Genomic DNA, 23011 nt, shown 5'->3' with positions numbered 1-23011 from the left:
GCTGTGGCGCAAGCGGTTAGCTTGCGCAGTGACGCCCGCAGGCTAACCGCCTTGCGCCACTCTGCTGCTGACGGAGGTCGCTCTTCGCCTTGGCTGATCATATAAACCATGTAACGCCCGCCGGCATGCCCTTCTGGGGCGACCGGCCCGACGCCGCGCAGGTTGCCGCGCTCATGGATGCGCACCTCGTGGCCGCGCAACAGGCGCTCGCGCGTCTGCTCGAAGTCACCGGCCCGCGGACGATTGCCAACACCTTGCGCGTTTATGACGACATCCTGCTGCACCTCGACAGCGCGCTTTATCAAACCGACCTGGTGCAGAACGTCCACCCGGACGAAGCCTTTCGCGCCGTCGCCGAAGAAGGCAATCAAAAAGCCGCGGCCTTCGCCAACGCCCTGTCGCTCAACCATGAAGTGTACGTCGCGCTCGCTCGGCTGGAGATGGCGGATGCCGACCAGGAGACGCGCTATTACGTCGAGAAAACGCTGCGCGATTTCCGCCTGGCGGGCGTCGACAAAGACGAGGCGACGCGCCAAAAGATCACCGCGCTGCGCGACCAGCTGGTAAAGATCGGCCAGGATTTTTCGCGCAACATCCGCCGCGACTTGCGCACCGTGACGGTCAACGATCCCTCGGAGCTTGACGGCCTGCCCGCCGATTTCATCGCCCGCCACAAGCCCGATGACGCGGGGCGCATCAGCTTGACGATTGATTACCCGGACGCGCTGCCGATCTTCTCTTACGCCAGAAGCGAAGCCCTGCGACTGGCGATGCACCTCGAATATCACAACCGCGCCTACCCGCAGAACATCGAAGTGCTAAACCGCATGCTGCATTGCCGGCACGATCTGGCGACGCTGCTCGGCTTCGCGTCGTGGGCCGATTACATCACCGCCGATAAGATGGCCGGCAGCGCCCGTGCCGCCAGCGACTTCATTGACCGCATCATTGAAGCGTCGCGGGCGCGCGCCGAAGGCGATTACCAGCAACTGCTCAAGCGCAAGCGGCAGGACGACCCCGGCGCTGAAATCATCAACGCCTGGGAGACCAGTTATTATGCCGAGCAGGTGCGCCAGACCGCCTTCGATTTCGACTCGCAATCGGTGCGTCCCTACTTCGCCTACGAGCGAGTCAAGCAGGGCGTGCTCGATGTGACGGCGACGCTGTTCGGCGTTCGCTTTGCGCGCCTCCCTGGCGCGCCCGTCTGGCACGAGTCGGTCGAATGCTGGCAGATGTACGATGGCGACAACCTGGTCGGGCGCTTCTTTTTAGACATGCACCCGCGCCCGAACAAGTACAACCACGCGGCGCATTTTGGCATTCGCACAGGCGTCGCCAACCGGCAGATTCCCGAAGCCGCGCTGGTCTGCAACTTTCCCGGCGGCATCCCGGACGATCCGGGCCTGATGACGCACGACGATGTCGTGACCTTTTTCCACGAGTTCGGCCACTTGATTCATTCGCTGCTGGCGGGCCGGCATCAATGGATCGGCATCGGCGGCATCAGTCTGGAACAGGACTTCATCGAAGCGCCGTCGCAGATGCTCGAAGAGTGGGCCTGGGACACGACCACCTTGCAGACGTTCGCTCGGCATTATCAAACCGACGAGCCGATCCCTGCCGCCCTCGTGCGCCAGATGAAGCGCGCCAAAGAATTCGGCAAAGGGCTGCACGTTCGCCGGCAGATGCTTTACGCCAAGCTGTCGCTAGCCGTCCATGAGCGCGACCCACAGCAAGTAGACACCGATGTGATGGTGCGGAACCTGACCGAGCAGTACATGCCGTTCCCGTTCGTTGAGGGCACGCATTTCCAGACCGCCTTCGGCCACCTCGATGGCTACTCGGCGATGTACTACACCTATATGTGGTCGCTGGTGATTGCCAAAGATTTGTTCAGCAAATTCGACCGCCAGGCGATGCTGGTGCCGGGCGTCGCCCGCCAGTATGGCGAAACCATCCTCGCGCCCGGCGGCTCGCGCCCGGCGGCAGAGATTGTGAAAGATTTTCTGGGGCGTCCGTTCAACTTTGCCGCCTATCAAGCCTGGCTCGACGAAGGCACCGAATGAGCGGCGATCTGGCCGCAAGGCGGGCGGCCATTGATTCACGGCCGCCGCGCCCGCGTCTTGAAATCGCTTCGCCAATTGCCTCGAACGAAGCGCCCGCCCCGCGGTTTGGCAGAGCTTCCCGCCTGATCTTCGCGCTCATCGTGACGTTGTTTGCTGCCGTGCGCTTTTGGAAGCTCGCCGCTTATGGCCTGTTCAGCGACGAAGTCTTCAGCGCCGAGACTGTGCATCGCACCTGGCCGCAGTTGCAGCGCGCCGTCATCAACGACGTCGTTCACCCGCCGCTGTTTTATTACCTGCTGAAAGCCTGGATCGCCGCGGGTGACGGCCTGCTGTGGATGAAGCTGCTGCCGGTGCTCTTCGCGCTGATAGCCCTCGTGCCGTTCGTCTTGCTGTGCCGTGAATTGAAGCTGCGCCCGTTGACCATTAACCTGGCCTTGTTCCTGATGGCGGTCAATGAGTACCTGGTCAACTATGCGCAGGAGCTGAGAATGTACAGCCTGCTGCTGCTGTTGGTCATGACTTCGATGTGGCTGTTTGCACGGCTCACGAACGCCCGCCACCGCGCCTTCGCTCTGCAACTGGCTTTACTGGCGACGAACCTGCTCCTGGTCTACACGCATTATTACGGCTGGCTGATCGTCGCGGCTGAATCGCTTTTTGTGATTCTCAAGCGCCGCGACTTGCTGCCACCGTTTAGTCTTTCAGTCGTGGCGCTGGTCGCGGGCTTCCTGCCGTGGATGTTCGCTGTCGCCGAAGTGGCTTATGATAAAGGCGGCCTGGGGCCGAATCTGAAATGGAATACCCGGCCAACGGCGACCGATTTTTTTCAGCACTACGTTACCTTGAACGGCCCGGTTTATACTTCGTGGCGCGCCTACGCCATCGTCTTTTCAAGCGCAATCTTTTTCACGCCTCTCTTGCTCTGGTTGTGGCGGCGGCTAAGGAAGGCAAAATATGGCGTGGGATGCGCTGACGCGCGCGGCGGCAAAGGTAATGCGCAATCGACTACGGTCAACGATTCGGATAGCAATGTTTTTGTGTGGCTGGCGCTGCTGGCGCTGCTGCCGACAGGTATCGCCTTCGCGGCGAGTTATCTGCTGGCGCAGTCGGTCTGGGGCAGCCGTTTCCTGATCGTCGTCGCGCCGGCTTACCTGCTGCTGGTCGCCCTTGCCGTGACAACGCTGCAACCGCGAAGGCTGCGCCATTTTGCTATGGCGCTGATCGCGTCGTGGGCGGCGCTGAGCGGCGCATTGCAGCTCACGCATCGTGACAAGATCAACTGGCAGCCGCTGGTCGAGCGCATGGCTCAACAGGAGATCAGTCAAGGCCCGGTTTCTGTCTACACGCGGCAAGGCGTCACCGGCACGACCATTCAATACTATCTTGATCAAGCCGGCGAAGCGCGGCTGCGCGTTCAGTACGTTGACGACTACAGCCGCATCGATGACACGCAGTTCTGGATCGCCTTCATCCGTTACCGCCACGAGACCGGGCCGCTGCCTTCCGAAGTGCTGGCGGCGCGCGGCGACCGGCTGGGCGAAGCCATAGAAGCCGACGCGCCCGGTCATAAAGTCATCTTCATCCCTGTGCGACACGGAAGCCAATAAGGCGTTCAGCTTGTCCGACTATAGCGGATTTCAATCGGGTGTAGCACAAGGCGGTTAGCTTGCGCACGGGCTCGCGCAAGCTAACCGCCTTGCGCTACAGGGCAAACGCAATCGAAATCCGCTCTAAGGCTCGGTGAGGATGGTGATGTCTGCACGCTGGCGGGTGGCGTTGAGAAAGCGGTCAATCTCCTGATTGATCTTCTGCTGGCGGATGATCTCGGTGATGCGGGCGCGCACGGTGAGGTTTTCATTCGGCAGCCGGTCATCGAGCCCCGGCACCACCTGGCCGCGCTCGCGGATGCGCGGCGCCAGCGTTTCGTCGTAATAGCGCTGAATCTCTGCCTCGGTCACAAAGATGAACGAGCGGAAGCGAAAGTCCACGAAGCGCTCGATCAGCAGCATCTCGCGGATCAAGTCGTTGACCCGCGCCGGGGTCAGGCCGACCGCCCCTGTGCGTTGTAAGAATGCCTGCTCCGAGCGAAATCCTTTCACCAGCGCCGCGCGCCGCTGATTGATATCTTCGGCGGTAATCTCGGCGGTCGGCACGCGGCGCGCTTCCTGCGCAATCAACCGTTGATCGAGCATCACGTCGAGCTTCTGGCGCAGCAGCTCAGAGCTCACCCCTTCCGCCGGGTTGGGCGCTTGCGGGTCCATCGCCAAACTCCACAGCAAATCGCTGCGCGTGATAATGTCGTCGTTGACCAGCGCGACGATCTGATCCACCACCTTCTGGGGCTGTGCCGCAGACAAGTAAAAAGTAAAAAGTAAAAAGTAAAAAGTCAGGAAGCCAATCGCTCTCAGCCTGCTCGCCAGAGAATCGCTTTGTACCGAGCTGCGTTCCTTCTTTTCCACTTTTGCCTTTTACCTTTTACCTTTTTACTTGATTAGAACGTCTGTCCAATCGTGAAGTGGAGATGATAACTGTCATAGCCCGCCGGCTTGTTGAAGACCAGGAAGCCGACGTCAAAGCGCACAGGCCCGACCGGCGTTTTAACCCGCACGCCGAAGCCGAAGGTCTGTGTCAGGTTCGACGGCTTCATGTCGCGCACGCGCTGGAAGACGTTGCCGGTGTCTGAAAAGACCGCGCCGCCCAGGTCGCGCCAGATCGGGAAGCGTAGCTCATTGTTGACGACCAGCACGGCGTTGCCGCCCAGCGGGCTCAACATCAGCTTCGGTGTGCCATCGTCATTGCGAATGATATTGCCCGCCGTGTCGCGCTGCGGCACCAGGATCGTTGGCCCGGCTTCTTCAAACCCGAAGCCGCGCAAATCGCGCGAGCCGCCGGCGAAGAATCGCTCAGAGATCGGCAGCGTGGTTTGGCCACCGAACGGCGACGCCAACCCTACCCGCCCCGACAGCGAGTAGACGGTGTCGCGGAAGCGCGGCAGCGCGTAGTAACGGTTGTGCTCGAGGCTGAGCTTGATGAATTGCTCGTTGCCGCCCAGCGCCTTCGAGGCGAAATAAAAACTGCCAACCGTCTGCATCCCCCTGGTCGGATCAAACTTATTATCGCGCGTGTCGTAAGCGAAGCTCGGCCCGATGCGCCCCAGGCGGATGGGCCGCGAGTTGCGCTGAATCTCTTCCAGCGACAGGCCGGGACAATCGCCCGCCTCGACTTCGCTCAACTGGCAGGGAAGGCCAAAGATGCTGATGCGCTCGAAGTTGTAACTGGCGAAGACGATAAAATTCGGGGTCACGCGGCGCTCGGCCTGCAACGACGCCGTGTAGCGATCAGAGCGAAAGTCGCGCTCACCCAGCCGCCGCGCGAAGAGCGAAAACAGGGTCGGGAAACGTGTGCCGAACGGGCGCGGGTTCTGCAACGAAATCTGTCCGAACAGCTCGTTTTCGGCGACACGGATCTGCGTGCTGCCGGTGTAGAGCTTGCCGAAGAGGTTGTAATAGGTGAGCTGCGTCAGGCCGCGGACGCCGTGCAGAAAGGCGAGGCCGGGGATCGTCTTGGTATTGACGTTCGCCTGATAGCCGAAGCCGAACAACAGGTCGCGCCGCTTGGCTTCCAGGAGGTTGACGGTGACGGCGCGCTCTTCGATGTTGTTGGCGGTCTGGCCGACCGCTTCAGACGTGATGTTGACCGAGTTGAAGGCGTTGGTGTCGTAAAGCTGTTGCTCGGTCTCTTGCAGCAGGTCGTTGCGCAGCCAGTCACCGGCTTTGAACAGGTAGAAGTCGCGTTCGAGCCGCCCGGTGTCGCTGTGCGCCGTGCCGCGTGTCGTCACACTCTGAATGCGCACGCGATTGCCTTCGTTGACCGCAAACAGCAGGCGCACGCGGTCCTGACCTTCGAAGGTGCCAAGCTCGACCGCTTCGGATATGACTTCCGCCGCCGCATAGCCGCGCGTTGTGTAGACCGAAAGCAAGCGCTCCGTGTCACTGTTGACGACTGAGGCCACGAGCGGCTCGCCCTGCTTGATCTCCATGTCTTGCCGCAACTCGTCAACGGTCAATACCGTGTTGCCGCGAATGGCAACCTCTTCGACATAGGTGCGCGGCCCCTGCTGCACGTCGTAGGTGATGATCAGGCTATTGCCGGTCGGCGACACGCCGCGCCGCACGTCGACGTGAGCGCGCCGGTAGCCGACTTCGCGCAAGCGCTTCTGAATCAGGTTGGCGTCCTGCCGCAAGTAATCGTCGTTGGTCAGGCCATAGTGGTTACCGATGATCGGCAGCGAAGATGCCACCTTCGACTTCATCTGCTCTTCGAGGGTGCGATGCGGGATGGCGTCAACCCCATTGATCTCGATGTCGGTCAGCTTGTAACGCCCGCCCGTCGTCACCTTATAAACCAGCGTCGCCGCCGTCTGCGTTCGGCGCGGCGCCTGCGGGCGCGTCACGCTGGCGAAGAAATAGCCCTTACCCTGCGCATACTCGCGCAGGCGGCGCGCGCCTTCTTCAAGCGAGAAGTCATCGACGCCGCCCTGTCTGAAGAAGGGCAGTGTCTTGCGCATCTGATCGCGGCTGATGTCCAGCCCTTCGACGCTGACCGTGATCTTCGGCCCCGAAACCACATTGACGACGACCGCCACCGAGTTGGTGTTGACGTCGGGCGTGATGTTCTGAGTAATGCGCGCGCCAAGATAATCCTGGTTGAGGTAGAAGTCGCGCAGGTGGTCCATCACGTCCTGCACGGCTGACGCCGAAAACGGCTGGCCTTCAACAATCGTGTGCGGCAGCTTGCTGAAGTCGAGGCGCTCGCCTCTGACCGTAATCTCGAACTTCGAGACCTTCGCTTGCTCGCCGGGATTGATCGTGTAGATGACCGTCGCGCGGGTGCCGGCCGGGTCGAGCTGCACGTCAGAAGTGATCTGCGCCTTGAGGTAGCCACGCGATGAATAGAACGCCTGTAACTCGCCGAGGCCGCGCTGCACCGCCGCGCTTGAGGCAAACTGGCCCGGGTCGAGCTGATTCAGGCGGGCGCGCAATTCGGTGGCCGGAAAGATGGGGGTGCCCGCGAAGGCGATGGCATCGATGCGGGCGCGCGGACGGACGAAGAAGCGCAGGGCGACGCCGTTTGCGCCGTCTGCCGTCGCTTCGACGCGCGCGTTGGCGATCAACCCTGAGCGAAAGAGCCGCACCAGCGAATCGTGAATGCGCCCCGGCGAATAATCCTGGCCCGACGCGACGTCAATCAGCGCGCGCATCTCGGTCACGGCGCTGCCCGGCGCGCCTTCGATCTCGACGGTCACGCCGGTCACCTGCCGCCCCAAAAACTCCGCCGTCTGCGCCTGCGCGCAAACGGAAGGCAAAAGGCAAAAGGCGAAAACAAGGAAGATCAAACCGACCGCAGAGGCCGCGGAGGGACGCAGAGGAGCATACTCGACAAGCCTCTGCGCCCCTCCGCGGCCTCTGCGGTCGCTCATGCTGTCCAGATCGCTCTGCCGGCTTTGCATACGGAGCTTCATCATTAGAAACGTTTGCGTAAGCGCACATCGAATCCCAGCTCGCCGCGCTCGTTGCGATAGCCGACGACCGAGAAGCGATTGCTCAAGCGGTACTCGACCAGGATCACCCGCTCGATGCCCGACGGCCCCGAAGTCAGGTTCTGCGAATAGGTCACGGTCAGGTCTTTGGTGATCCGCTGGCCAAAGGTGACGCGCGCCGTCGGGTCGCTGCCGCGTCCGATCAACAACGGGTCAATCGAGAAGCGGCTGCCGCTGGTGCCGAACAGGCGCTGCGTGCCGCGCTCGATCTGTTCCGAAAGTGATGCGGATAACAGAGACTGCGCCAGCCCTAATCCGGTCTGCGTTACTGCCGCGACTTCCGTGCGCTGGCCCGACACACTGCCGGTCAGCACCAGCGAGATGATGTCAGGCTCTGGCAGCGGCGGGTCCGAAGAAACGGTCGTCTGCAACTTGGAAAGCGTGCCGTTGAAACCGACAGTGATGTGATAGCCGCTGATGTCAGCTTCCGATTGCAGGTCGAGGCTGAGATCAGCGCCGCGCCGCGGCGGCAAGGTCAGAATGCCGCGTGACAGCTCGAAGCGCCCGCGCCGGAATTCGATGGTGCCGCGCGACAGCAGCACGCGGCCCGAGATGACCGGGGCATCCACCCCGCCGCGCAGGTTCAAGTAGGCGCTGCCGACCGCATCGGCGATGTTGTTTTTGATAATCAGCGTATTGTCCGCGGTGATGCGCAGGTCGAGCGTGGTTTGCAAGCCGCCGCCGCCGACGCCTTCGCCGCCGCCGCCCGGCCCGACTTCGACGAAGGTCGGCGATAAGGGGCCGTTGCTGCCGAGCAATTCTTCAATCGTCAGGTCGCGGGTGTATGAAGCGCGGCGCACTTCGGCAGTGCCCGATAGCACCTGCACGCGGCGATTGCCTTGCAGCGTCAACTCGGCATCAATCACTGTCTGCGTGTCGCGCGGGTATTCGACGCCGACCTGATCGAGCGTCGTTTCAATGCGCCAGCGATCCGGCACCAGTCCCGCGAGCGCCGCGCCGCCGCTGATTTGAATCGTGCCGCCGCCCGGCGCGTTGCCGCTGAAGTTTTCGATCACCGCTTGATTCGAGGTGAAGCGAATCGTGCCATTGCCGCGCGCCAGTGAGAGCGGCACGTCGACGACGCGCACGCCGATGTTGCGCAGCGTCGCCACGCCCAGCAGTTGCGGCGAATCGAGCGGCCCGACTAGCGATGCGTCAACGCGCGCGATGCCGGTCGTGAAGACGATCTGCGTGAACGACGACAGCAGCCGCAGGTTGATCTCGCCGTTGACGTTCAGGCGCGACTGCGCGCCGCCGTTGCGCGCCAGCGTGCCTTCGATGGTGATGCTTGTGCCTTCGCCGACCAGCGTGACGCGGTTGATCGAAACCCCTGTGGGGCTGGCGGTCACAATGATCGGCCCTTGATTGGCAATCGTATAACGCTGGCGCTCGTTGATCGCGCCGCCGAATTCGAGCTTGGTCAGATTGGCTACGGCTTGAAGCTTGTCGGGATCGCGCAGCGGGCCGCTCAGTTTGATCGTGCCGGTAGCGGTTCCTGAAATGCCGCTCAAGCCCGGCGCGACCAGTTCGAGGTAAGGCCCAATATCTGTGTCGGTGAATTCGATGTTGGCGCTGACCGGGTAGGCGTCGCGGTCACGCAGGTCGATAGTCGCCGCGAGCGTGCGCGGCTTATCCAGCACGTTGGCCGTGGCTTCGACTTTCAGCAAGCCATTCTCGGTGAGGGCCGTGACCTTGGCATTGCCGAGGTCGCGCCCGTTGAACGTGACGTTCTGGCCTTGAATCAGCGCGTTGAGGTTCAACTCTGACCAGTCTTCGGTATTGCCCCACTTGCCCTGACCGTTGACCGTGACATCGGCGGTGCCGGTCATTCGCACGCTCTCTGAAAGCTTTTGCGAGAGATCGCTGAGATCGATATTCTTGCCCGTGGCGTTGAGCGAATACGCGTAAGTGTCGAGGTTGAATCGCCCCTCGCCTTGAACCTCTGACTGATTGCCGACGCGCATGCGCAGGTTCTGAACGGCAAGCTCGCTGTTGGCGAAGGTGATGTTGCCGGTGAATTCAGGAACCGTGATTTTGGCTACATCTTGCCCTTCTTCGGTCGAAGGCAGGTTGAATTCGCCGGCGCTGAGCGACAGGTTGGCTGTGCCTTCGATGCTGCGCGGGCCGGGCAGCCCTTTCAGGTCAATCGTCCCGGTGATCGTGCCGCGCCCGATCAGGTTGGCCAGCCCCGGCTGTGCCACGCGCACCAGACTCGGCAAGTCGAAGCTCTGCACGTTGGCTTTGACGGCGATGCCGTTCTTGTCTTTGGCCGCTTGCTGGTCGAGCCGCGCCGTCAGTGAAAAGTCGGCGCGCGAGCCGTCCGGCCTGACCAGCGCGGCATTGTCTATGCGCAGCAGCGCCGGACTGTAAGCGATGTCACCTTCGAACGAGCCGACCTCTTGCGGCGGCACATCGCTTACCGTGTCGCCGGCGGATTGAATCGAATCGAGCTTGAGATGGCCGCCGACTTCGGGATGGTCGAGCGAGCCGGAGACGCGACCCGTGAACTGGCCCGGCCCGGTCAAGGCAACGGGATAGTCCCGCTTCATCTCGTCGGTGACGAGGCCAAAGGCTTCGACGGCGCGCTGCACTTCGGCCATATCCGCCGAGTTGAACTTCACATCAAAATTGGCGTCGCCTTTCCAGCCGATGCTGCCGCTGACAGTCAGGTCGCTGTTGGCCGAATGCACGAAGGCGCGCTCGACGTTGAAGCCGCGCCCGTTGGCGGCCAGCGCAATCTCGCCTTTGGCCGGCAGCGGCTCGCCGGTTGATTCCGTAGGCGACACCGCCGCATCAAAGGTCGCATCGATGCGCCCGGTCGCCGCTTGATAGTTCAGGCCGGGGAACTGCAACCGCGCCGTGCCGTTTGCGGTGCCGCGCACCTGCACCTGTCGAGCCGCCGCGGCGGTCGCCGCTTGATCTAAATCGAGCGAGCGGAACTGCACGTCAACCGCCGATGCGCCGCCGCCATAAGCGATGGTCGCGCTGCCGGCGACCGTGCCGCCGAGCGTCGCGGCGGTGAACGATTCGAGACTAAATTTGCCGCGGTCTGCCGTCAGCCGCCCGCTGAGACCGCTGACGCTGATGCGCTCGCTCTTGAGCGCCGGCACGTTGATCGCGGCACTCACATTAAAACGGTCGCCCTCGCCTCTGACGCGAGCGTCGTCTACGCGCACCGAGCTGATTTCGACACCGCGGCCCGCCGCCTGCCCGGTCGAAAGCGCCCCTGTCGCGTTGTACTCGTCGCCGCTGCCCTCGACGTTGGTCTTGATGCGCAGGCCGCTGACGCGAAAGCCTTCGGCAGTGAGCGCCGATGATGTGACTTCGCCGGTCGCGTGATAATCCGCGCCCTTGCCGCTGACGTTGGCGTTGGCCTGAAGGCCGGCGACCGTGACGTTGCCGGCGGTCAGCGCGTCCGAGGTCAGCAAACCTTTCGCCGTGTACTCGGCATCCACGCCGCTGGCCGAGCCTGTGAAGCCGACCGCGCCTTTCATCCGGGTTTCCGGCATGAACACTTTAGCGATCTGCTCAAGCGCCGCCGACGCTTCGACCTGCGGCAGGTTGTACTTCAGCGGCGCGAAGCTTTCGACGTTGCCGCTGACATTGACGCTGCCGACATCGGAGCCAAACTTGAAACTCAGATCATCGATGCGCTGCTCGGCGCGGTTCTTCTCGTCGTAGTGAACGACGGCGCTGGCGGCGGCTTGAATGTTGTTGATCGTCTGACCGTCGCGGCTAATCTGCGCTTTGTCAAAGTTGAGCGCGAGGTCGTGATTGATTTTGTCCACGAGGGCGCGCGGCTCGCGCGGCTTCAGCTTCAAGGTCAGCCCCGCCATGTCTTTGCCGGGGTCAAAGGGCAAGATGGCGTGGATGTTGCGCTGCAAGTCGTCGTAGTGGAACGCGGCATTGTTGACTTCAAACAGCGCGGTCAGAAAGGTGACGCCGCTCTTCTTTTCTTCTTCGCTGCTGGGCGGCGCGTGCAGCTTGTCGAGGTTCGAGCGTCCCTGCGCGTCCACGCTCATCCAGACTTCCGGCTGGTTGACGGCGACATGCGTAATATTGATCTCGCGGCGCAGGTAAGAGATCACCGAGAACTCGGCGGTCATCTGCTTGACCTTGCCGAACGGCTCGCGGGCGTCGCCGGCATAGAGCGTCACGTCGTCGAGCGTCACCTTGTAGCCGCGAAGGTCGAGGTGGGTGTTGCCGATTTCGGCGCGGATGCCGAAGTCGCTCAACGCATCAATCACCTGTGATTGCAGGTAGAGATCGAGCCGCCCGCTGCGAATGTAGAAGACGACGGCAATGAATAAAAGAAGAATGACCCCGAGTAAGGCGAGCGCGGCGATGAGTAGCTTTCTCCGCATAATGATGAACAAGGAGTCAGGAGTCAGGAGTCAGAAGTCAGAATGGATAAGGAAGTCGGCGGCAGCGAGTACGCTTATCGCGCTTCCACTTTTTATTCTGACTTCTGACTTCTGACTCCTGACTTCTACACCTTCGTCAGCAAATGGCCGAGTTTTTCGCGCCGAGCGCGCAGCACTTTTTCGTTCGACTCGTTGGGCTCCATCTCGATGGGCACGCGGTCGGTGATCTCCAGATCAAAGCCTTCGAGCGCCGCGCGCTTCACCGGGTGGTTAGTGATCAACCGCATCTTGCGGACGCCGAGGTCGTGGAGAATCTGCGCGCCGATGCCGTAATCGCGCGGGTCCATCTTGTGCAATCCGACGATGGCCGCTTCGGCTTCGACGGCGTCCTTGTTCTGCTCGTCCATCAAGCGATAAGCGCGCAGTTGATTGACCAGGCCGACGCCGCGCCCTTCTTGCTTGAGGTATAACAACACGCCGCGCCCTTCGTTGGCGATAATTTCAAGCGCGCGATGCAGTTGCCAGCCGGTGTCGTCCCTGAGCGAGCCGAAGACATCGCCAAGCACGCATTGCGAATGAACCCGCACCAGCAAGTCTTCGTCCGGCTCGATGTCGCCCATGACCAGCGCGAGATGCACGTCATTGTTAATGTCGTTGGTATAAGCCACTGCGCGAAACTCGCCGTAAACGGTCGGCACGCGCGCTTCGCCGGCGCAGTGGATCAACAGCTCGTGGGCCATGCGATAGCTGACCAGGTCGGCGACCGAAATGATCTTGATGCCATGCTGGATGGCGAACTCGCGCAACTGCGGCAGCCGCGCCATCGTGCCGTCATCGTTCATGACTTCGCAGATGACCGCCGCCGGCATCAACCCGGCGATGCGCGCCAGATCAACCGACGCCTCGGTCTGACCGGGCCGCACCAGCACGCCGCCTTTGCGCGCCCGCAGCGGAAAGATGTGACCGGGCCGCGCCAGGTCCGCCGGGCGGGTGCGCGGATCAACCGCGACCTGAATCGTCGTCGCGCGGTCGGCTGCCGAGATGCCGGTGGTCACGCCGCGTCGCGCTTCAATCGAGACACAAAAGGCGGTGCCGCGCGAGGCGGTGTTTTCGGCTTCCGAGACCTGCAAGGGAATTTGCAATGCATCCAGCCGCTCTTCGGTGAGCGGCAGACAGATCAGGCCGCGTCCAAAGCGCGCCATGAAATTGATGATCTCGGGAGTGACTTTTTCGGCGGCGCACGCCAGATCACCTTCGTTCTCGCGGTCTTCATCGTCCACGATGATGATCATGTGCCCGGCGCGAAATTCTTCGATAGCTTCGGCGACAGTTGCAAATGACATAAAGCGTCCTCAGAGGGTGTGGGGTGTCGGGTGATAGGTGTTAGGGAAGAGAGCGCCGCGTTGTCCGGCACCCATCACCCGACACTCCACACCTAACAGCCGATACCTGACACCCATTCAGTATCCCTTTTCCTTCAAGTATTCCAGCGACAGTTTCCCCGGCGCGGCGGCGGCGCGACCGGTCTGCTCAAGCAAGCGCTCGACGTACTTGGCCAGCACGTCCACTTCGAGGTTGACGCGGTCGCCGCTTCGGCGGTCGGCAAGTGTCGTCTCGCGCCAGGTGTGCGGAATAACCGCGACTTCAAACCAATCGTCGCCGAGTGCGGCGACCGTCAGGCTGATGCCGTCTACACAGATCGAGCCTTTCATTGCGATGTAGCGGCCCAGCTCGCGTGGGAAGCGAAAGCGCACGCGGTAGGCGTTGCCTTCCCGCGTCGTTGACATCAACTGGCCGGTGCCGTCAACGTGGCCCTGCACCATGTGGCCGCCCAGCCGTTCGCCGACGCCGAGGGCGCGTTCAAGATTAACTCGGCTGCCGGCGCGCAGCTCATTCAGGGTCGTGCGCCGCAAGGTTTCAAGCGAGGCGTCGGCGGTGAAGTAATCCGTGCCCATCTCTGTGACCGTCAAATCAACGCCGTCAATGGCAATCGAGTCGCCGATGCGCGTGCCTTCTAAAACCTTGCGCGCCGCAAAGACCAGGTAGGCGCCATCGGCGCGGCGCTCGACGCGGCGCACATGGCCTACTTCCATAATCAATCCGGTGAAGATGCCCATACTAGTCTTTGAATGTGAGACGCGCCCGAAAATATTCCGCTCGCACGGCGGCGAGCGGCGGGCGTGACAATTGCGGCGAAGTGCTGGCGAGCGTCGAATTCAAGCTCTCATCGTTTCCAATTCGAGAAGAATTACTTTTAAGCATTCCGACGATAACGACAATGAAGTTTAGCTGCGCGCTTGAATGATTTCAAGGACGCGCTCGATGACGCGGTTGAGGGGCATGGATGACGTATCAATGAGGATGGCATCGGGCGCTTTGACGAGCGGCGTCGCCTCGCGCTCGCGGTCGCGGCGGTCACGCTCGGCAAGCTCGGCCTTGATCTGTTCAATGCTGACTTCGCGCCCGCGCTCGCGCTCTTCGAGAAAGCGGCGCGCGGCGCGCACATCGGGCGCGGCTTCGAGAAAGAGTTTAACCTGCGCATCGGGGAAGACTTTGGTGCCGATGTCGCGCCCGTCCATGACGACGCCGCCGGCGCGGCTCATCTGGCGCAGCTTATGGACAACCGCCTCGCGCACTTCGGGGATGGTCGCGACAATCGAAGAGGCGCGGCTGGCGTCGGGCAGGCGGATGGCTTCGGTCACTTCGCGGCCATCGAGAAAAACCCGCAAGTGATCCGGGTCGCCTTCGAGCCGAATGTCGGCATCGCGGGCGATGCGGGCGACGGCCGCCGCGTCCGTGAGCGCCACGCCGCCGTCAAGCGCTTTGCGCCCGACGGCGCGATAGACCGCGCCCGAATCGATGAAGAGATAACCGAAGCGCCGCGCCAGCGCTTTGCCGAGTGTGCTCTTGCCGACGCCCGACGGCCCATCAATCGCGATGACCAGTTTGTCCATGCTATGCGTTTGCGGTTGCCAGGACATCACGAACGGCAGCCAGAGCGGTTTCGCAGTCCTGGCGTGTGACGTCATGGTGCGTCACCATGCGAAGCTCGCGGGGGTTGATGCCGATGGCCAGCACATCGCGCGCTTTCAGCCGCGCCATCCAGTCGTTAATGCTGATGCCGGTATCGCTGATGTCGAAGATGACGATGTTGGTGTGAGCCTTTTCGGGATCGATCTTCAGGCCGGGAATCCCGGCGATGCCTCTGGCTAAGAACTGCGCGTTGGCGTGATCTTCGGCCAGTCGCGCGGTCATCTTTTCAAGCGCGATCAGTCCCGCCGCCGCCAGCACGCCGACTTGTCGCATGCCGCCGCCGTACATCTTGCGCGCCGCCAGGGCGCGGTCAATGAATTCGCGCGAGCCGACGATGAGCGAGCCTACAGGCGCGCACAGCCCTTTTGAGAGACAGAACATCACCGAATCGAAGGGCCGTGCCAGCTCGGCGACGTTGCGATTCAAGGCGGTCGCGGCGTTAAAGATGCGCGCGCCGTCCAGGTGAACCGGCAAACCGGCTTCGTGAGCGCGATCACAAATCTCTTGCATGCGCTCTAAAGACAGCACGGAACCGCCGGCGAAGTTATGCGAGTTTTCGATGGCCACCAGCCCTGTATATGCCAGGTAATACGCGGCGCGCGGGCGCAAGGCGGCGGCAATCGTCGGCCAGTCGAGCAGCCCGTCTTCGCCGCGCACGGGCCGCGCCAGCAAGCCGCTGAGCGCCGCCATCGCCGCCAGCTCGGCGTTAAAGATATGACTGCGTTCTTCACAGATGACTTCCTGGCCGGGCCGTGTGTGCAGGCGCAGGCAGATTTGATTGCCCATTGTGCCGGAGGGCACAAACAGCGCCGCCTCTTTGCCTAGCATGGCGGCGGCCATCTCTTGCAGGCGATTGACGGTGGGGTCTTCGAGAAAAACGTCGTCGCCGACTTCGGCGCGGGCCATCGCCTCGCGCATCTCCGGCGTCGGTTTGGTGACCGTGTCGCTGCGCAGATCGATGAAGCTCATGCGTGCTCCTCATTGCCGTGAAGGATTGATCGGCAATCATAGCACGCGGCCCGCCTGCGGCGGGAAGTAAAAAGTAAAAAGTAAAAAGGCAAAAGTAGCTGGAGCGCATGGCAATTTCTGCGCCGCTACTTTTGCCTTTTTACTTTTTACCTTTGCCTTGCGGCTGAGCCAGCGGCTCAGCCGCTGAAGCCGCCGCGGGTGAGCTTGACCTGGCCGTTGACGCCGTTGACGATGATCGGCGTGCCGCCGGCGCCAATCTTGGCGCGGAAGTTATTGCGTTCGAGCTTGCCCATCACGGTGACATTCGGCACGTCGGCGTTGACGCGGCCATTGATGCCAGTGACTTCGACATCGGCGTTGAGGTCTTCGGCGAATTGCATTTCGACGCCGCCGTTGATGCCGCTGACGTGGATGCCGCGCTCGCTCAGACGGAGGATGCTCACTTTGACGCGCCCATTGATGCCCGACAGGTTGGCATAGCCGACCGCCTGCGCGACTTCGACCGCGCCATTAATGCCGCTGATCGTCACAGGGCCTTCGATAGCCCCGACCGTGGCGCGTCCATTGACGCCGCTGACGTTCAGCTCGATCTGCCGCGGCAGGCGCAGCGTGACTTCGTGGCGCACTTGATGGTCGCCGGAGTCGTGGTTCTTTTCTTCGCCGCGCACCACCAGGCCGCCCGCCGTCTGCTCGACAAAAATCTTGTGATAATTCAGGTCATCGCGGTTGCGCGCCTTGCGGACGACGTGAACCTCGGCGGTCGCTCCATTGCCGGTTTCGATATCTACTGTGCCGTTGACGCCGCGCACTTCGACGCGCGCCCCCGAAGCCAGCGTGAAGGTCTGGTTGATTTCGTCGCGTTCGCTGAATGATTCGTCATTGTCGCGAGTATGCCGTTGCGCGTTGGCCGCCATCGGTACGATGAGCAGCGCGACAAGGGCGACGAGGGAGAGCAGCAGGGATCGGTTTTTCATTTTCATACCTCTTTCAATAGTTGTGCGCCTGCCCTTGTCGGGCGGGCTTGCGGGTCATTTACAAACCTTCAACGCGTCGGCTTTCGCCTTGGCCAACTGCACGCCGCCGCTGAAAGAATCAAGGGTAAGCTGGGTACTGCCGTCGCCGAATCGCCCGACGAGTCGGCGGTTGGTCGAACCGCCCGACGCCTGCGATTCCAGCTTCAATGGGAATGCCGTATCGATTTCGCCGTTATAGGTCGTCAAGGTCGCCGTGAATCCCGGCGCGTCCGGCTGAATGTGCATCTCGATGGCACCGGAGATCGATTTGAGCCGATAGCGACCGCCGTTGCGGATCCGCCCGGTGAAGCTCACTTCGCCGCTGGTGCTGATGGCTTCAATGTCGCCGCCGACGCCGACCAGTTCAATGGCGCCGCTCACGGTATTGACTTCGGCGCGTCCCTTGATGCATTGCGCGGTGACATCACCGACCGTCATATTGGCGCGCAGATCGCCGGCGGCGTTCTGCACGTTGAGGCTGCCGTTGGTCGCCGCCGCATCAACCGCGCCGCCGATGTTTTCAAACGTCAGGTCGCCGTTGGTGCTGCGGGCGACGGCGTCGCCCTTGATCTCGCGGGCGGTGATATCGCCGTGGCGCGTCGAGGCTTTCAACGAGGCGACGCGGACGACGGTGATGGCGCCGTTGTTGGTGTTGACCGCGACCGGCGCTTCCATGCCGCTCACCTGGATGTCGCCGGTGGAACTCTCGACGGCATCAATGGTGACGTAGCGCGGCAGCTTGACATAGAGGTTGATTTCGTGGGCGGCGCGGCGAACCATCGTCACCGGCACATAAATCAGCACCTTCGGATTCGCTTCGTCGCCGCTGTTCTGCGCCTTGACCGGGTAGGGGCCTTCGTCGCTGGTGGCAGAGGCTTCGAGCGTGTCGCCATCCACGCCGTTGATGTGGATGTTAACCCTCTGGCTGGTGACGGCGACGCGCACATTGCGCGCCACCTTCATCGACAGCGGCGTCACCTGTTCCTGGCCGGGGAGCGGCATGACATAAACAGAAGCCGGCGGGCGCGGCGTGGCCGCCCGAGGCGTGGCCGGCACCGCTTTCGGGGCAGGCTTTGCCTTGACGGATGGCCGGGTCGTTGCCGGCGGTTGCGGCGTTTCCTGCGCCAGCGCCGCGCCGCTCGTCATCGCCATCACCAAAATTAAAATTGTAAGAAGTCTTCTAAACATAGCGGTCAGAGGTTTCTCGTTTCTGGTTCGCTAGTTTCTAGTTCCCGAACCAGAGAACAGAAACCAGGGACCCGAAACCAAGTCTTAATCGAGTGACATTGCCCGCAGGGTATCCACCTTCTTAGCATAAGCGCCGAGCAGGTATTGCAAAGCGACCGGGTCATCCGGGTTACGGCGGACGATCTGCCGGGTCTCCTGAATGGTGCGGTCAATGTCGGCCAGCGCCGAGTCGAAACGCGCCAGCACCGTCGGGTCGATCTGCGAGCGGCGACGGCTAACGTCCTGGGATAAGATGGCAATGGCCGCCTGATATTTCTGCTCGGCTTCGCGCACCAGCTTCATCGGGTCGGGCGGCGCTTGCGGCTTGTTGACCGCGAGCTGTTTTTGCGGGGCCGGCTTCGGCGCTATCGCTGTCGGCCTGCCGTCATTTGTCCCGGTTGCGTGTTCAGGTTTCTCTGCCAGTTCACGGCCCGTTTCGTCGGTGCCGGTCTGCGGCGGTGTCGGCGCGGCTTCGTTCTTATTGCCGATGCCGGGTTGGTTCGAGTCCTTCGCAAGCGATGACGGATTGCCGGGGCTGCGAGATTGTAGATAACTCATCACCACGACGGTGAGGCCGATGGCCAGCACGACCAGCGCCGCGGCAAATGCCGGGCTGATGTGCGGCATCGCGAAGAACCCCTTGAGCCGGTCGCGCCACCCTGGCGTCGGCGGCGCGATGGGCGTCGTTGACTTCTCGGCTTTGATGCGCGCTTCGATGCCGGCCCACAGCGCCGGCGTCACTTCGAGGTTGCGCTCGTAGCGCGCGAATAGCTCTTGCTCCTGCCGCAGCTCGGCAAGGATTGCGGCGCACGCCGTACAGCCCGCGAGGTGGGCGCGGACTTCAGCCGCGTGCCTGACCTTCAGCTCGCCGTCGAAGTATTCTTCAAGTATTGGTTGGCACACTTCACAATTCATAGCCCGCCCCCAGATAAGGGCTGATGCGCCGTTTCATCTCGGCGCGCGCCCTGTGCAGGTCCGTCTTCAGCTTGGCGATGGAAAAGCCGGTGATCTCGGCGATCTCTTCATAGCTGCGCTGCTGAAAAATCTTCAGCGTGAAGACCATGCGTTTGTCTTCGTCGAGCGCCGCGAGCGCCGTGCCGATGACGCCGCTCAATTCCTTGTCCAACAATTCACGATCCGGCGGCAGTTTATCATCTTTCAGCTCAAACACGCCGTCGGCATCGATCTCGACGCGCTGGTCGTCGCGCTGGCGCGAGCGCAGCGATTCGCGGGCGACGTTCTTGGCGATGCCGAACAGCCAGGTCGAAAGCTTGGCGTTATCCTGCAAGCCGCCGAGATTCTTATATGCTCGCACGAACGTCTCCTGCATCAGTTCTTCGGCCAGGTCGCGCCGGCCGACCATATCGTAGATGAAACTGATAATGGGCCGCGAGTAGCGCTCGAAGATCAGACGGAAGGCGTCGTCGTCGCCGCGCCGCGCGCGCGCGGTTATGTCGTCTGCGCTCTGCATCCTTGCACCGGCGCGTGCACCCATCAAGCTCACTAAGCTGGCCGCCTCCGTCATTTCGACTTCACCCTCAGTTCGCCTAGTTAGTGGCACGCGCGACGAAAAAGTTTCAGCGCCGGCTATATTTTATCCAAAAAAGGGTTGGGCACCGCAGCCGGCGGCGCTGCGACCATCATACATCATTTCGACGCCGCGGCTGGCTTTTTGCGCCGCGGTTTGTTACATAGCTCTTGCCTGCGACTCACTGTTTGGCTTGGGCGAGACGGTTCGATCAACTAAAATCAGACCCCGGAACAGGGGAGAAGCCATGCAAACCTACGATTTGATTGTCATCGGTTCAGGCCCGGCAGGGCAGCGCGCCGCCATCCAGGCGGCCAAGCTCGGCAAGCGCGTCGCCCTCATCGAAAAGCGCGAAGTGGTCGGCGGCGCCTGTATCAATACCGGCACCATCCCCAGCAAGACGATGCGCGAAGCCGTCACACACCTGTCAGGCTACCGCTATCAGGGCATCTACGGCATGAACTACCGCGTGAAAGAGAAGATCACCATGGCCGACCTCTCTTTCCGCGTCCAGCACGTCATTAAGACGGAGGTTGACGTGACGCAGGCGCAGTTGTCGCGCAACGAGGTCGAAATGCTTTTCGGCGCGGCCAGCTTCGTTGACCCGACGCACCTGCTGGTCGTCAACTCACGCGGCCAGTCAGAGCTTGAGGCCCACAACATCATCATCGCCACCGGCACCAAGCCGGCCATCTCGGCGACGGTGCCGATCAATGGGCGGACGATCATCAGCAGCGATCAGATACTCGACATTCCGGCGATTCCTAAAACTCTGATTGTGGTCGGCGGCGGCGTCATCGGCGTCGAATACGCCAGTATGTTTGCGACGCTCGGCGTGCGCGTCATTCTGATTGAAAAGATGCCGCGCCTGCTCGGCTTCGCTGACCAGGAGATTGTCGAGGCGCTCTGCTATCACTTGCGCGACAAGCGCGTCACCCTGCGCCTGAACGAGAGCGTCGAAAGCGTCGAAGAGACGCCCGAAGGCGCGGTGGTCGCCAATCTGGAAAGCAAGAAACGCATCTCCGGCGACATGCTGCTTTACGCCGTCGGCCGTCAGGGCAACGTCGAAGATTTGAACCTTGCCGCCGCCGGGCTTGAGGCCGATTCGCGCGGGCGCATCCATGTGGACGAGAATTATTGTACGGGCGTAGCGAACATCTATGCGGTCGGCGACGTGATCGGCTTCCCGTCGCTGGCTTCTGTATCGATGGAGCAGGGAAGGATTGCCGCGGGCCGCGCCTGCGGCGTCGAGCTGGACACCGAGCCGGCGAATTATCCTTACGGCATCTACACGATTCCGGAAATCTCTTTCGTCGGCAAGACCGAAGAGCAACTGACGGAGGAGGACGTGCCTTATGAAGTCGGCGTCGCTTATTATCGCGAGATCGCTCGTGGCCAGATTCAAGGCGACACCACAGGCCGGTTGAAGATCATCTTCCACCGCGACAGCAAAGAGATTCTCGGCGTCCACATCATCGGCGAAGGCGCTTCAGAGCTGCTGCACATCGGCCAGGCGGTCATGGTTTTGAAGGGCACGGTCGAATACTTCGTCAACACGGTATTCAACTACCCGACGCTCGCCGAATGCTACAAAGCGGCGGCATTCAACGGGCTGAACAAGCTGACGAGACTGTGAGACAGAGTGACAAGTGACAAGTGACAAGACGATGTCGCTCCATTTCCTGGCGAGTCGTCGTCTAAGGCCAGTTCTTTCTTGTCACTTGTCACTTGTCACTTGTCACCAGGAGAAAGCTTATGGGACTACAGATCGGCGTTTTGGCGGCGGAGCATATCGCGGCGGGCGCGGTCGAACATCACGCGATTGTCGGCGGCATCCGGCGCTTTCCCGACCAGAGTGATAAAGATTATCTGGCCGAGATGCCTGCCGAAGAGATCGCCCTGCGCATCGTCGAAGAGGTGCAGATTGCCCGCGAAGGACAGACGGTTGATTGTCTGGGCGTCGGCTTTCCCGGCATTATCCGCGACGGCGTCATTGAAGAGTCGCCGAACCTGTCGCAGATGAAAGGTCAGAACTTCAGCGTGTTGCTTGCCGCGCTGCTTGAGCGCGCCGGCATCAGCGCGCCGGTGCACCTGCTCAACGACGCTGACGCCATGGCCGCGGGCATCGCCGCCGAGCGTCGCCAGCTCGACCGCGTCGTGCGCGTCTGGTTCCTGGGCAGCGGCATCGGCTATGGCCGCTACCCGCAGGCGGGCCTGATCGGCGAAGGCGGCCACACCGTGGTCACGCTCGACCCCAAGGAGAAGTTCTGCCAGTGCGGCGGCGTCGGCCACCTGGAAGGCATTATGGGTTACCGCGCCATGCGCCGGCGCTTTCTCGACATGGAGCCGGATGAAGTATTTGAAGAAGCGCGAGCCGGTGACGCGCGCTGCGTGGCCTTCGTCGAGCTATGGCACAGGGCGCTGGCGGCGGCGACGGCGACGAGCATCCATTACGAAGGGCCGGGCAAGTTTTACATTTCGGGACCCGACTCGCGCTTCGTGCAGACCGAGATGTTGCAAATCTACCTGCGCGACATGGTCAAGATGAGCTCGCTTCAGGGCAGCGCCATCGAAGTGATCCCGACCAGCGACGAGATCGCCATTGTCGGCGCGGCGGTGAGCGCCGCACAAACCATGTGCGCCCGCGGCTAGGTGCTGGTCTTTAGATGCTGGACGCGTTATGCCTACGATTTTGAATACAGGCCCGTACCGCATCTACTTTTACAGTCACGAGCCTAATGAGCCGCCACATGTTCACGTAGATCGTGACGCGCAGTCTGCGAAGTTCTGGTTGAATCCTGTAAGTCTTGCGCGTAACCTTGGCTTTAGCGCGAAGGAGTTGCGACGCATTGAGGAAATAGTCACCGATCATCAAAGCGACTTTCTGGAGAGATGGAATGGGTATTTTGGCGCTAGCGGCTGACGAGCGAGTCGCTGATGTAAAGATAACTGAAGACGAACTGAGCGTGCGCCTGTGGGACGGGCGGACGATTTCTGTCCCTTTGAGCTGGTATCCACGTTTATTGAACGCCACGGAAGAGCAACGAAAGAACTGGCGAATTATCGGCGGCGGCTATGGCATTCACTGGGAGGATGTTGATGAAGACCTAAGCACGGAAGGCTTGCTACGCGGAGCACCTGCACCCCGCTAGGCCCAAACCAAAGGGGAGTGTTTTCTCCTAACCACAAGAATCGCTCTCCCGATGAGAGAG

The 23011-nt window shown here is 61.7% G+C and carries 17 protein-coding genes; 6 read left to right on the top strand and 11 right to left on the bottom strand.

Annotated features, from left to right (window positions below; all coding sequences use genetic code 11):
- Positions 1-89 precede the first annotated feature (89 nt).
- Both VJ464_20530 and VJ464_20525 read left to right on the top strand, forming a co-directional pair.
- Positions 90-2066, top strand: coding sequence for a M3 family metallopeptidase (locus tag VJ464_20530; protein HKQ07523.1), 1977 nt, complete (start codon positions 90-92; stop codon positions 2064-2066).
- On the top strand, positions 2063-3673 hold the full coding sequence (locus VJ464_20525; GenBank protein HKQ07522.1) for a hypothetical protein: 1611 nt from the start codon (positions 2063-2065) through the stop codon (positions 3671-3673). Before VJ464_20530 ends, VJ464_20525 begins: the two co-directional genes overlap by 4 nt.
- 123 nt (positions 3674-3796) lie before the next feature.
- On the opposite strand, the gene VJ464_20520 is transcribed toward VJ464_20525, so the two are convergent.
- The 11 genes from VJ464_20520 to VJ464_20470 form a co-directional block, all read right to left on the bottom strand.
- Complete coding sequence (locus tag VJ464_20520) at positions 3797-4525, bottom strand: hypothetical protein (protein HKQ07521.1); 729 nt, start codon at positions 4523-4525, stop codon at positions 3797-3799.
- A gap of 32 nt (positions 4526-4557) precedes the next feature.
- Positions 4558-7392 carry a POTRA domain-containing protein gene (locus VJ464_20515; protein ID HKQ07520.1) on the bottom strand — a complete coding sequence of 945 codons (2835 nt, stop codon included), beginning with the start codon at positions 7390-7392 and terminating at the stop codon, positions 4558-4560.
- A 197-nt stretch (positions 7393-7589) separates the two neighbouring features.
- Positions 7590-12029: a translocation/assembly module TamB domain-containing protein gene (locus tag VJ464_20510; GenBank protein HKQ07519.1), complete on the bottom strand. Its 4440-nt coding sequence runs from the start codon at positions 12027-12029 to the stop codon at positions 7590-7592.
- 125 nt (positions 12030-12154) lie between these two features.
- On the bottom strand, positions 12155-13372 hold the full coding sequence (ribB, locus tag VJ464_20505; GenBank protein HKQ07518.1) for a 3,4-dihydroxy-2-butanone-4-phosphate synthase: 1218 nt from the start codon (positions 13370-13372) through the stop codon (positions 12155-12157).
- 117 nt (positions 13373-13489) lie between these two features.
- Positions 13490-14146 carry a riboflavin synthase gene (locus VJ464_20500; protein HKQ07517.1) on the bottom strand — a complete coding sequence of 219 codons (657 nt, stop codon included), beginning with the start codon at positions 14144-14146 and terminating at the stop codon, positions 13490-13492.
- A gap of 168 nt (positions 14147-14314) precedes the next feature.
- A complete protein-coding gene (cmk, locus tag VJ464_20495) occupies positions 14315-14983 on the bottom strand; it encodes a (d)CMP kinase (protein HKQ07516.1) in 669 nt (222 codons plus the stop codon).
- A gap of 1 nt (position 14984) precedes the next feature.
- On the bottom strand, positions 14985-16031 hold the full coding sequence (locus VJ464_20490; protein HKQ07515.1) for a GntG family PLP-dependent aldolase: 1047 nt from the start codon (positions 16029-16031) through the stop codon (positions 14985-14987).
- Positions 16032-16207: 176 nt separating this feature from the next.
- Positions 16208-17005 carry a hypothetical protein gene (locus tag VJ464_20485; GenBank protein ID HKQ07514.1) on the bottom strand — a complete coding sequence of 266 codons (798 nt, stop codon included), beginning with the start codon at positions 17003-17005 and terminating at the stop codon, positions 16208-16210.
- 54 nt (positions 17006-17059) lie between these two features.
- Positions 17060-18232, bottom strand: a complete 1173-nt coding sequence (locus tag VJ464_20480) for a DUF4097 family beta strand repeat-containing protein (GenBank protein ID HKQ07513.1) — start codon at positions 18230-18232, stop codon at positions 17060-17062.
- An 84-nt stretch (positions 18233-18316) separates the two neighbouring features.
- Positions 18317-19186, bottom strand: a complete 870-nt coding sequence (locus VJ464_20475) for an anti-sigma factor (GenBank protein HKQ07512.1) — start codon at positions 19184-19186, stop codon at positions 18317-18319.
- Positions 19176-19742 (bottom strand): sigma-70 family RNA polymerase sigma factor, encoded by a 567-nt coding sequence (locus VJ464_20470; protein ID HKQ07511.1) that lies wholly within the window; start codon positions 19740-19742, stop codon positions 19176-19178. Before VJ464_20470 ends, VJ464_20475 begins: the two co-directional genes overlap by 11 nt.
- Before the next feature lie 304 nt (positions 19743-20046).
- Here VJ464_20470 and sthA point away from each other — a divergent pair, with 304 nt between their 5' ends.
- The 4 genes from sthA to VJ464_20450 all read left to right on the top strand — a co-directional run bounded on the left by sthA (position 20047) and on the right by VJ464_20450 (position 22951).
- Complete coding sequence (gene sthA / locus VJ464_20465; GenBank protein ID HKQ07510.1) at positions 20047-21435, top strand: Si-specific NAD(P)(+) transhydrogenase; 1389 nt, start codon at positions 20047-20049, stop codon at positions 21433-21435.
- A 119-nt stretch (positions 21436-21554) separates the two neighbouring features.
- Positions 21555-22451, top strand: coding sequence for an ROK family protein (locus tag VJ464_20460; protein ID HKQ07509.1), 897 nt, complete (start codon positions 21555-21557; stop codon positions 22449-22451).
- A 28-nt stretch (positions 22452-22479) separates the two neighbouring features.
- A complete protein-coding gene (locus VJ464_20455; GenBank protein ID HKQ07508.1) occupies positions 22480-22722 on the top strand; it encodes a DUF4160 domain-containing protein in 243 nt (80 codons plus the stop codon).
- Positions 22697-22951, top strand: a complete 255-nt coding sequence (locus tag VJ464_20450) for a DUF2442 domain-containing protein (GenBank protein HKQ07507.1) — start codon at positions 22697-22699, stop codon at positions 22949-22951. The genes VJ464_20455 and VJ464_20450 overlap by 26 nt, the downstream gene beginning before the upstream one ends.
- Positions 22952-23011: the final 60 nt, after the last annotated feature.

The organism is Blastocatellia bacterium, assembly GCA_035275065.1.
Lineage (GTDB): Bacteria > Acidobacteriota > Blastocatellia > UBA7656 > UBA7656 > DATENM01.
Note: the sequence above shows the minus strand (reverse complement) of the source record. Positions and strands in the feature narration are given on the sequence as shown.

What these genes read in the sequence shown, in the direction of transcription:
- VJ464_20525 (HKQ07522.1), top strand. Translation starts at nt 2,063, where the DNA reads ATGAGCGGCGATCTGGCCGCAAGGCGGGCGGCCATTGATTCACGGCCG.
- sthA (HKQ07510.1), top strand. Translation starts at nt 20,047, where the DNA reads ATGCAAACCTACGATTTGATTGTCATCGGTTCAGGCCCGGCAGGGCAG.
- cmk (HKQ07516.1), bottom strand. Translation starts at nt 14,983, where the DNA reads ATGGACAAACTGGTCATCGCGATTGATGGGCCGTCGGGCGTCGGCAAG.
- VJ464_20455 (HKQ07508.1), top strand. Translation starts at nt 22,480, where the DNA reads ATGCCTACGATTTTGAATACAGGCCCGTACCGCATCTACTTTTACAGT.
- VJ464_20485 (HKQ07514.1), bottom strand. Translation starts at nt 17,005, where the DNA reads ATGAAAAACCGATCCCTGCTGCTCTCCCTCGTCGCCCTTGTCGCGCTG.
- VJ464_20510 (HKQ07519.1), bottom strand. Translation starts at nt 12,029, where the DNA reads ATGCGGAGAAAGCTACTCATCGCCGCGCTCGCCTTACTCGGGGTCATT.
- VJ464_20460 (HKQ07509.1), top strand. Translation starts at nt 21,555, where the DNA reads ATGGGACTACAGATCGGCGTTTTGGCGGCGGAGCATATCGCGGCGGGC.
- ribB (HKQ07518.1), bottom strand. Translation starts at nt 13,372, where the DNA reads ATGTCATTTGCAACTGTCGCCGAAGCTATCGAAGAATTTCGCGCCGGG.
- VJ464_20480 (HKQ07513.1), bottom strand. Translation starts at nt 18,232, where the DNA reads ATGTTTAGAAGACTTCTTACAATTTTAATTTTGGTGATGGCGATGACG.
- VJ464_20475 (HKQ07512.1), bottom strand. Translation starts at nt 19,186, where the DNA reads ATGAATTGTGAAGTGTGCCAACCAATACTTGAAGAATACTTCGACGGC.
- VJ464_20490 (HKQ07515.1), bottom strand. Translation starts at nt 16,031, where the DNA reads ATGAGCTTCATCGATCTGCGCAGCGACACGGTCACCAAACCGACGCCG.
- VJ464_20450 (HKQ07507.1), top strand. Translation starts at nt 22,697, where the DNA reads ATGGGTATTTTGGCGCTAGCGGCTGACGAGCGAGTCGCTGATGTAAAG.
- VJ464_20470 (HKQ07511.1), bottom strand. Translation starts at nt 19,742, where the DNA reads ATGCAGAGCGCAGACGACATAACCGCGCGCGCGCGGCGCGGCGACGAC.
- VJ464_20500 (HKQ07517.1), bottom strand. Translation starts at nt 14,146, where the DNA reads ATGGGCATCTTCACCGGATTGATTATGGAAGTAGGCCATGTGCGCCGC.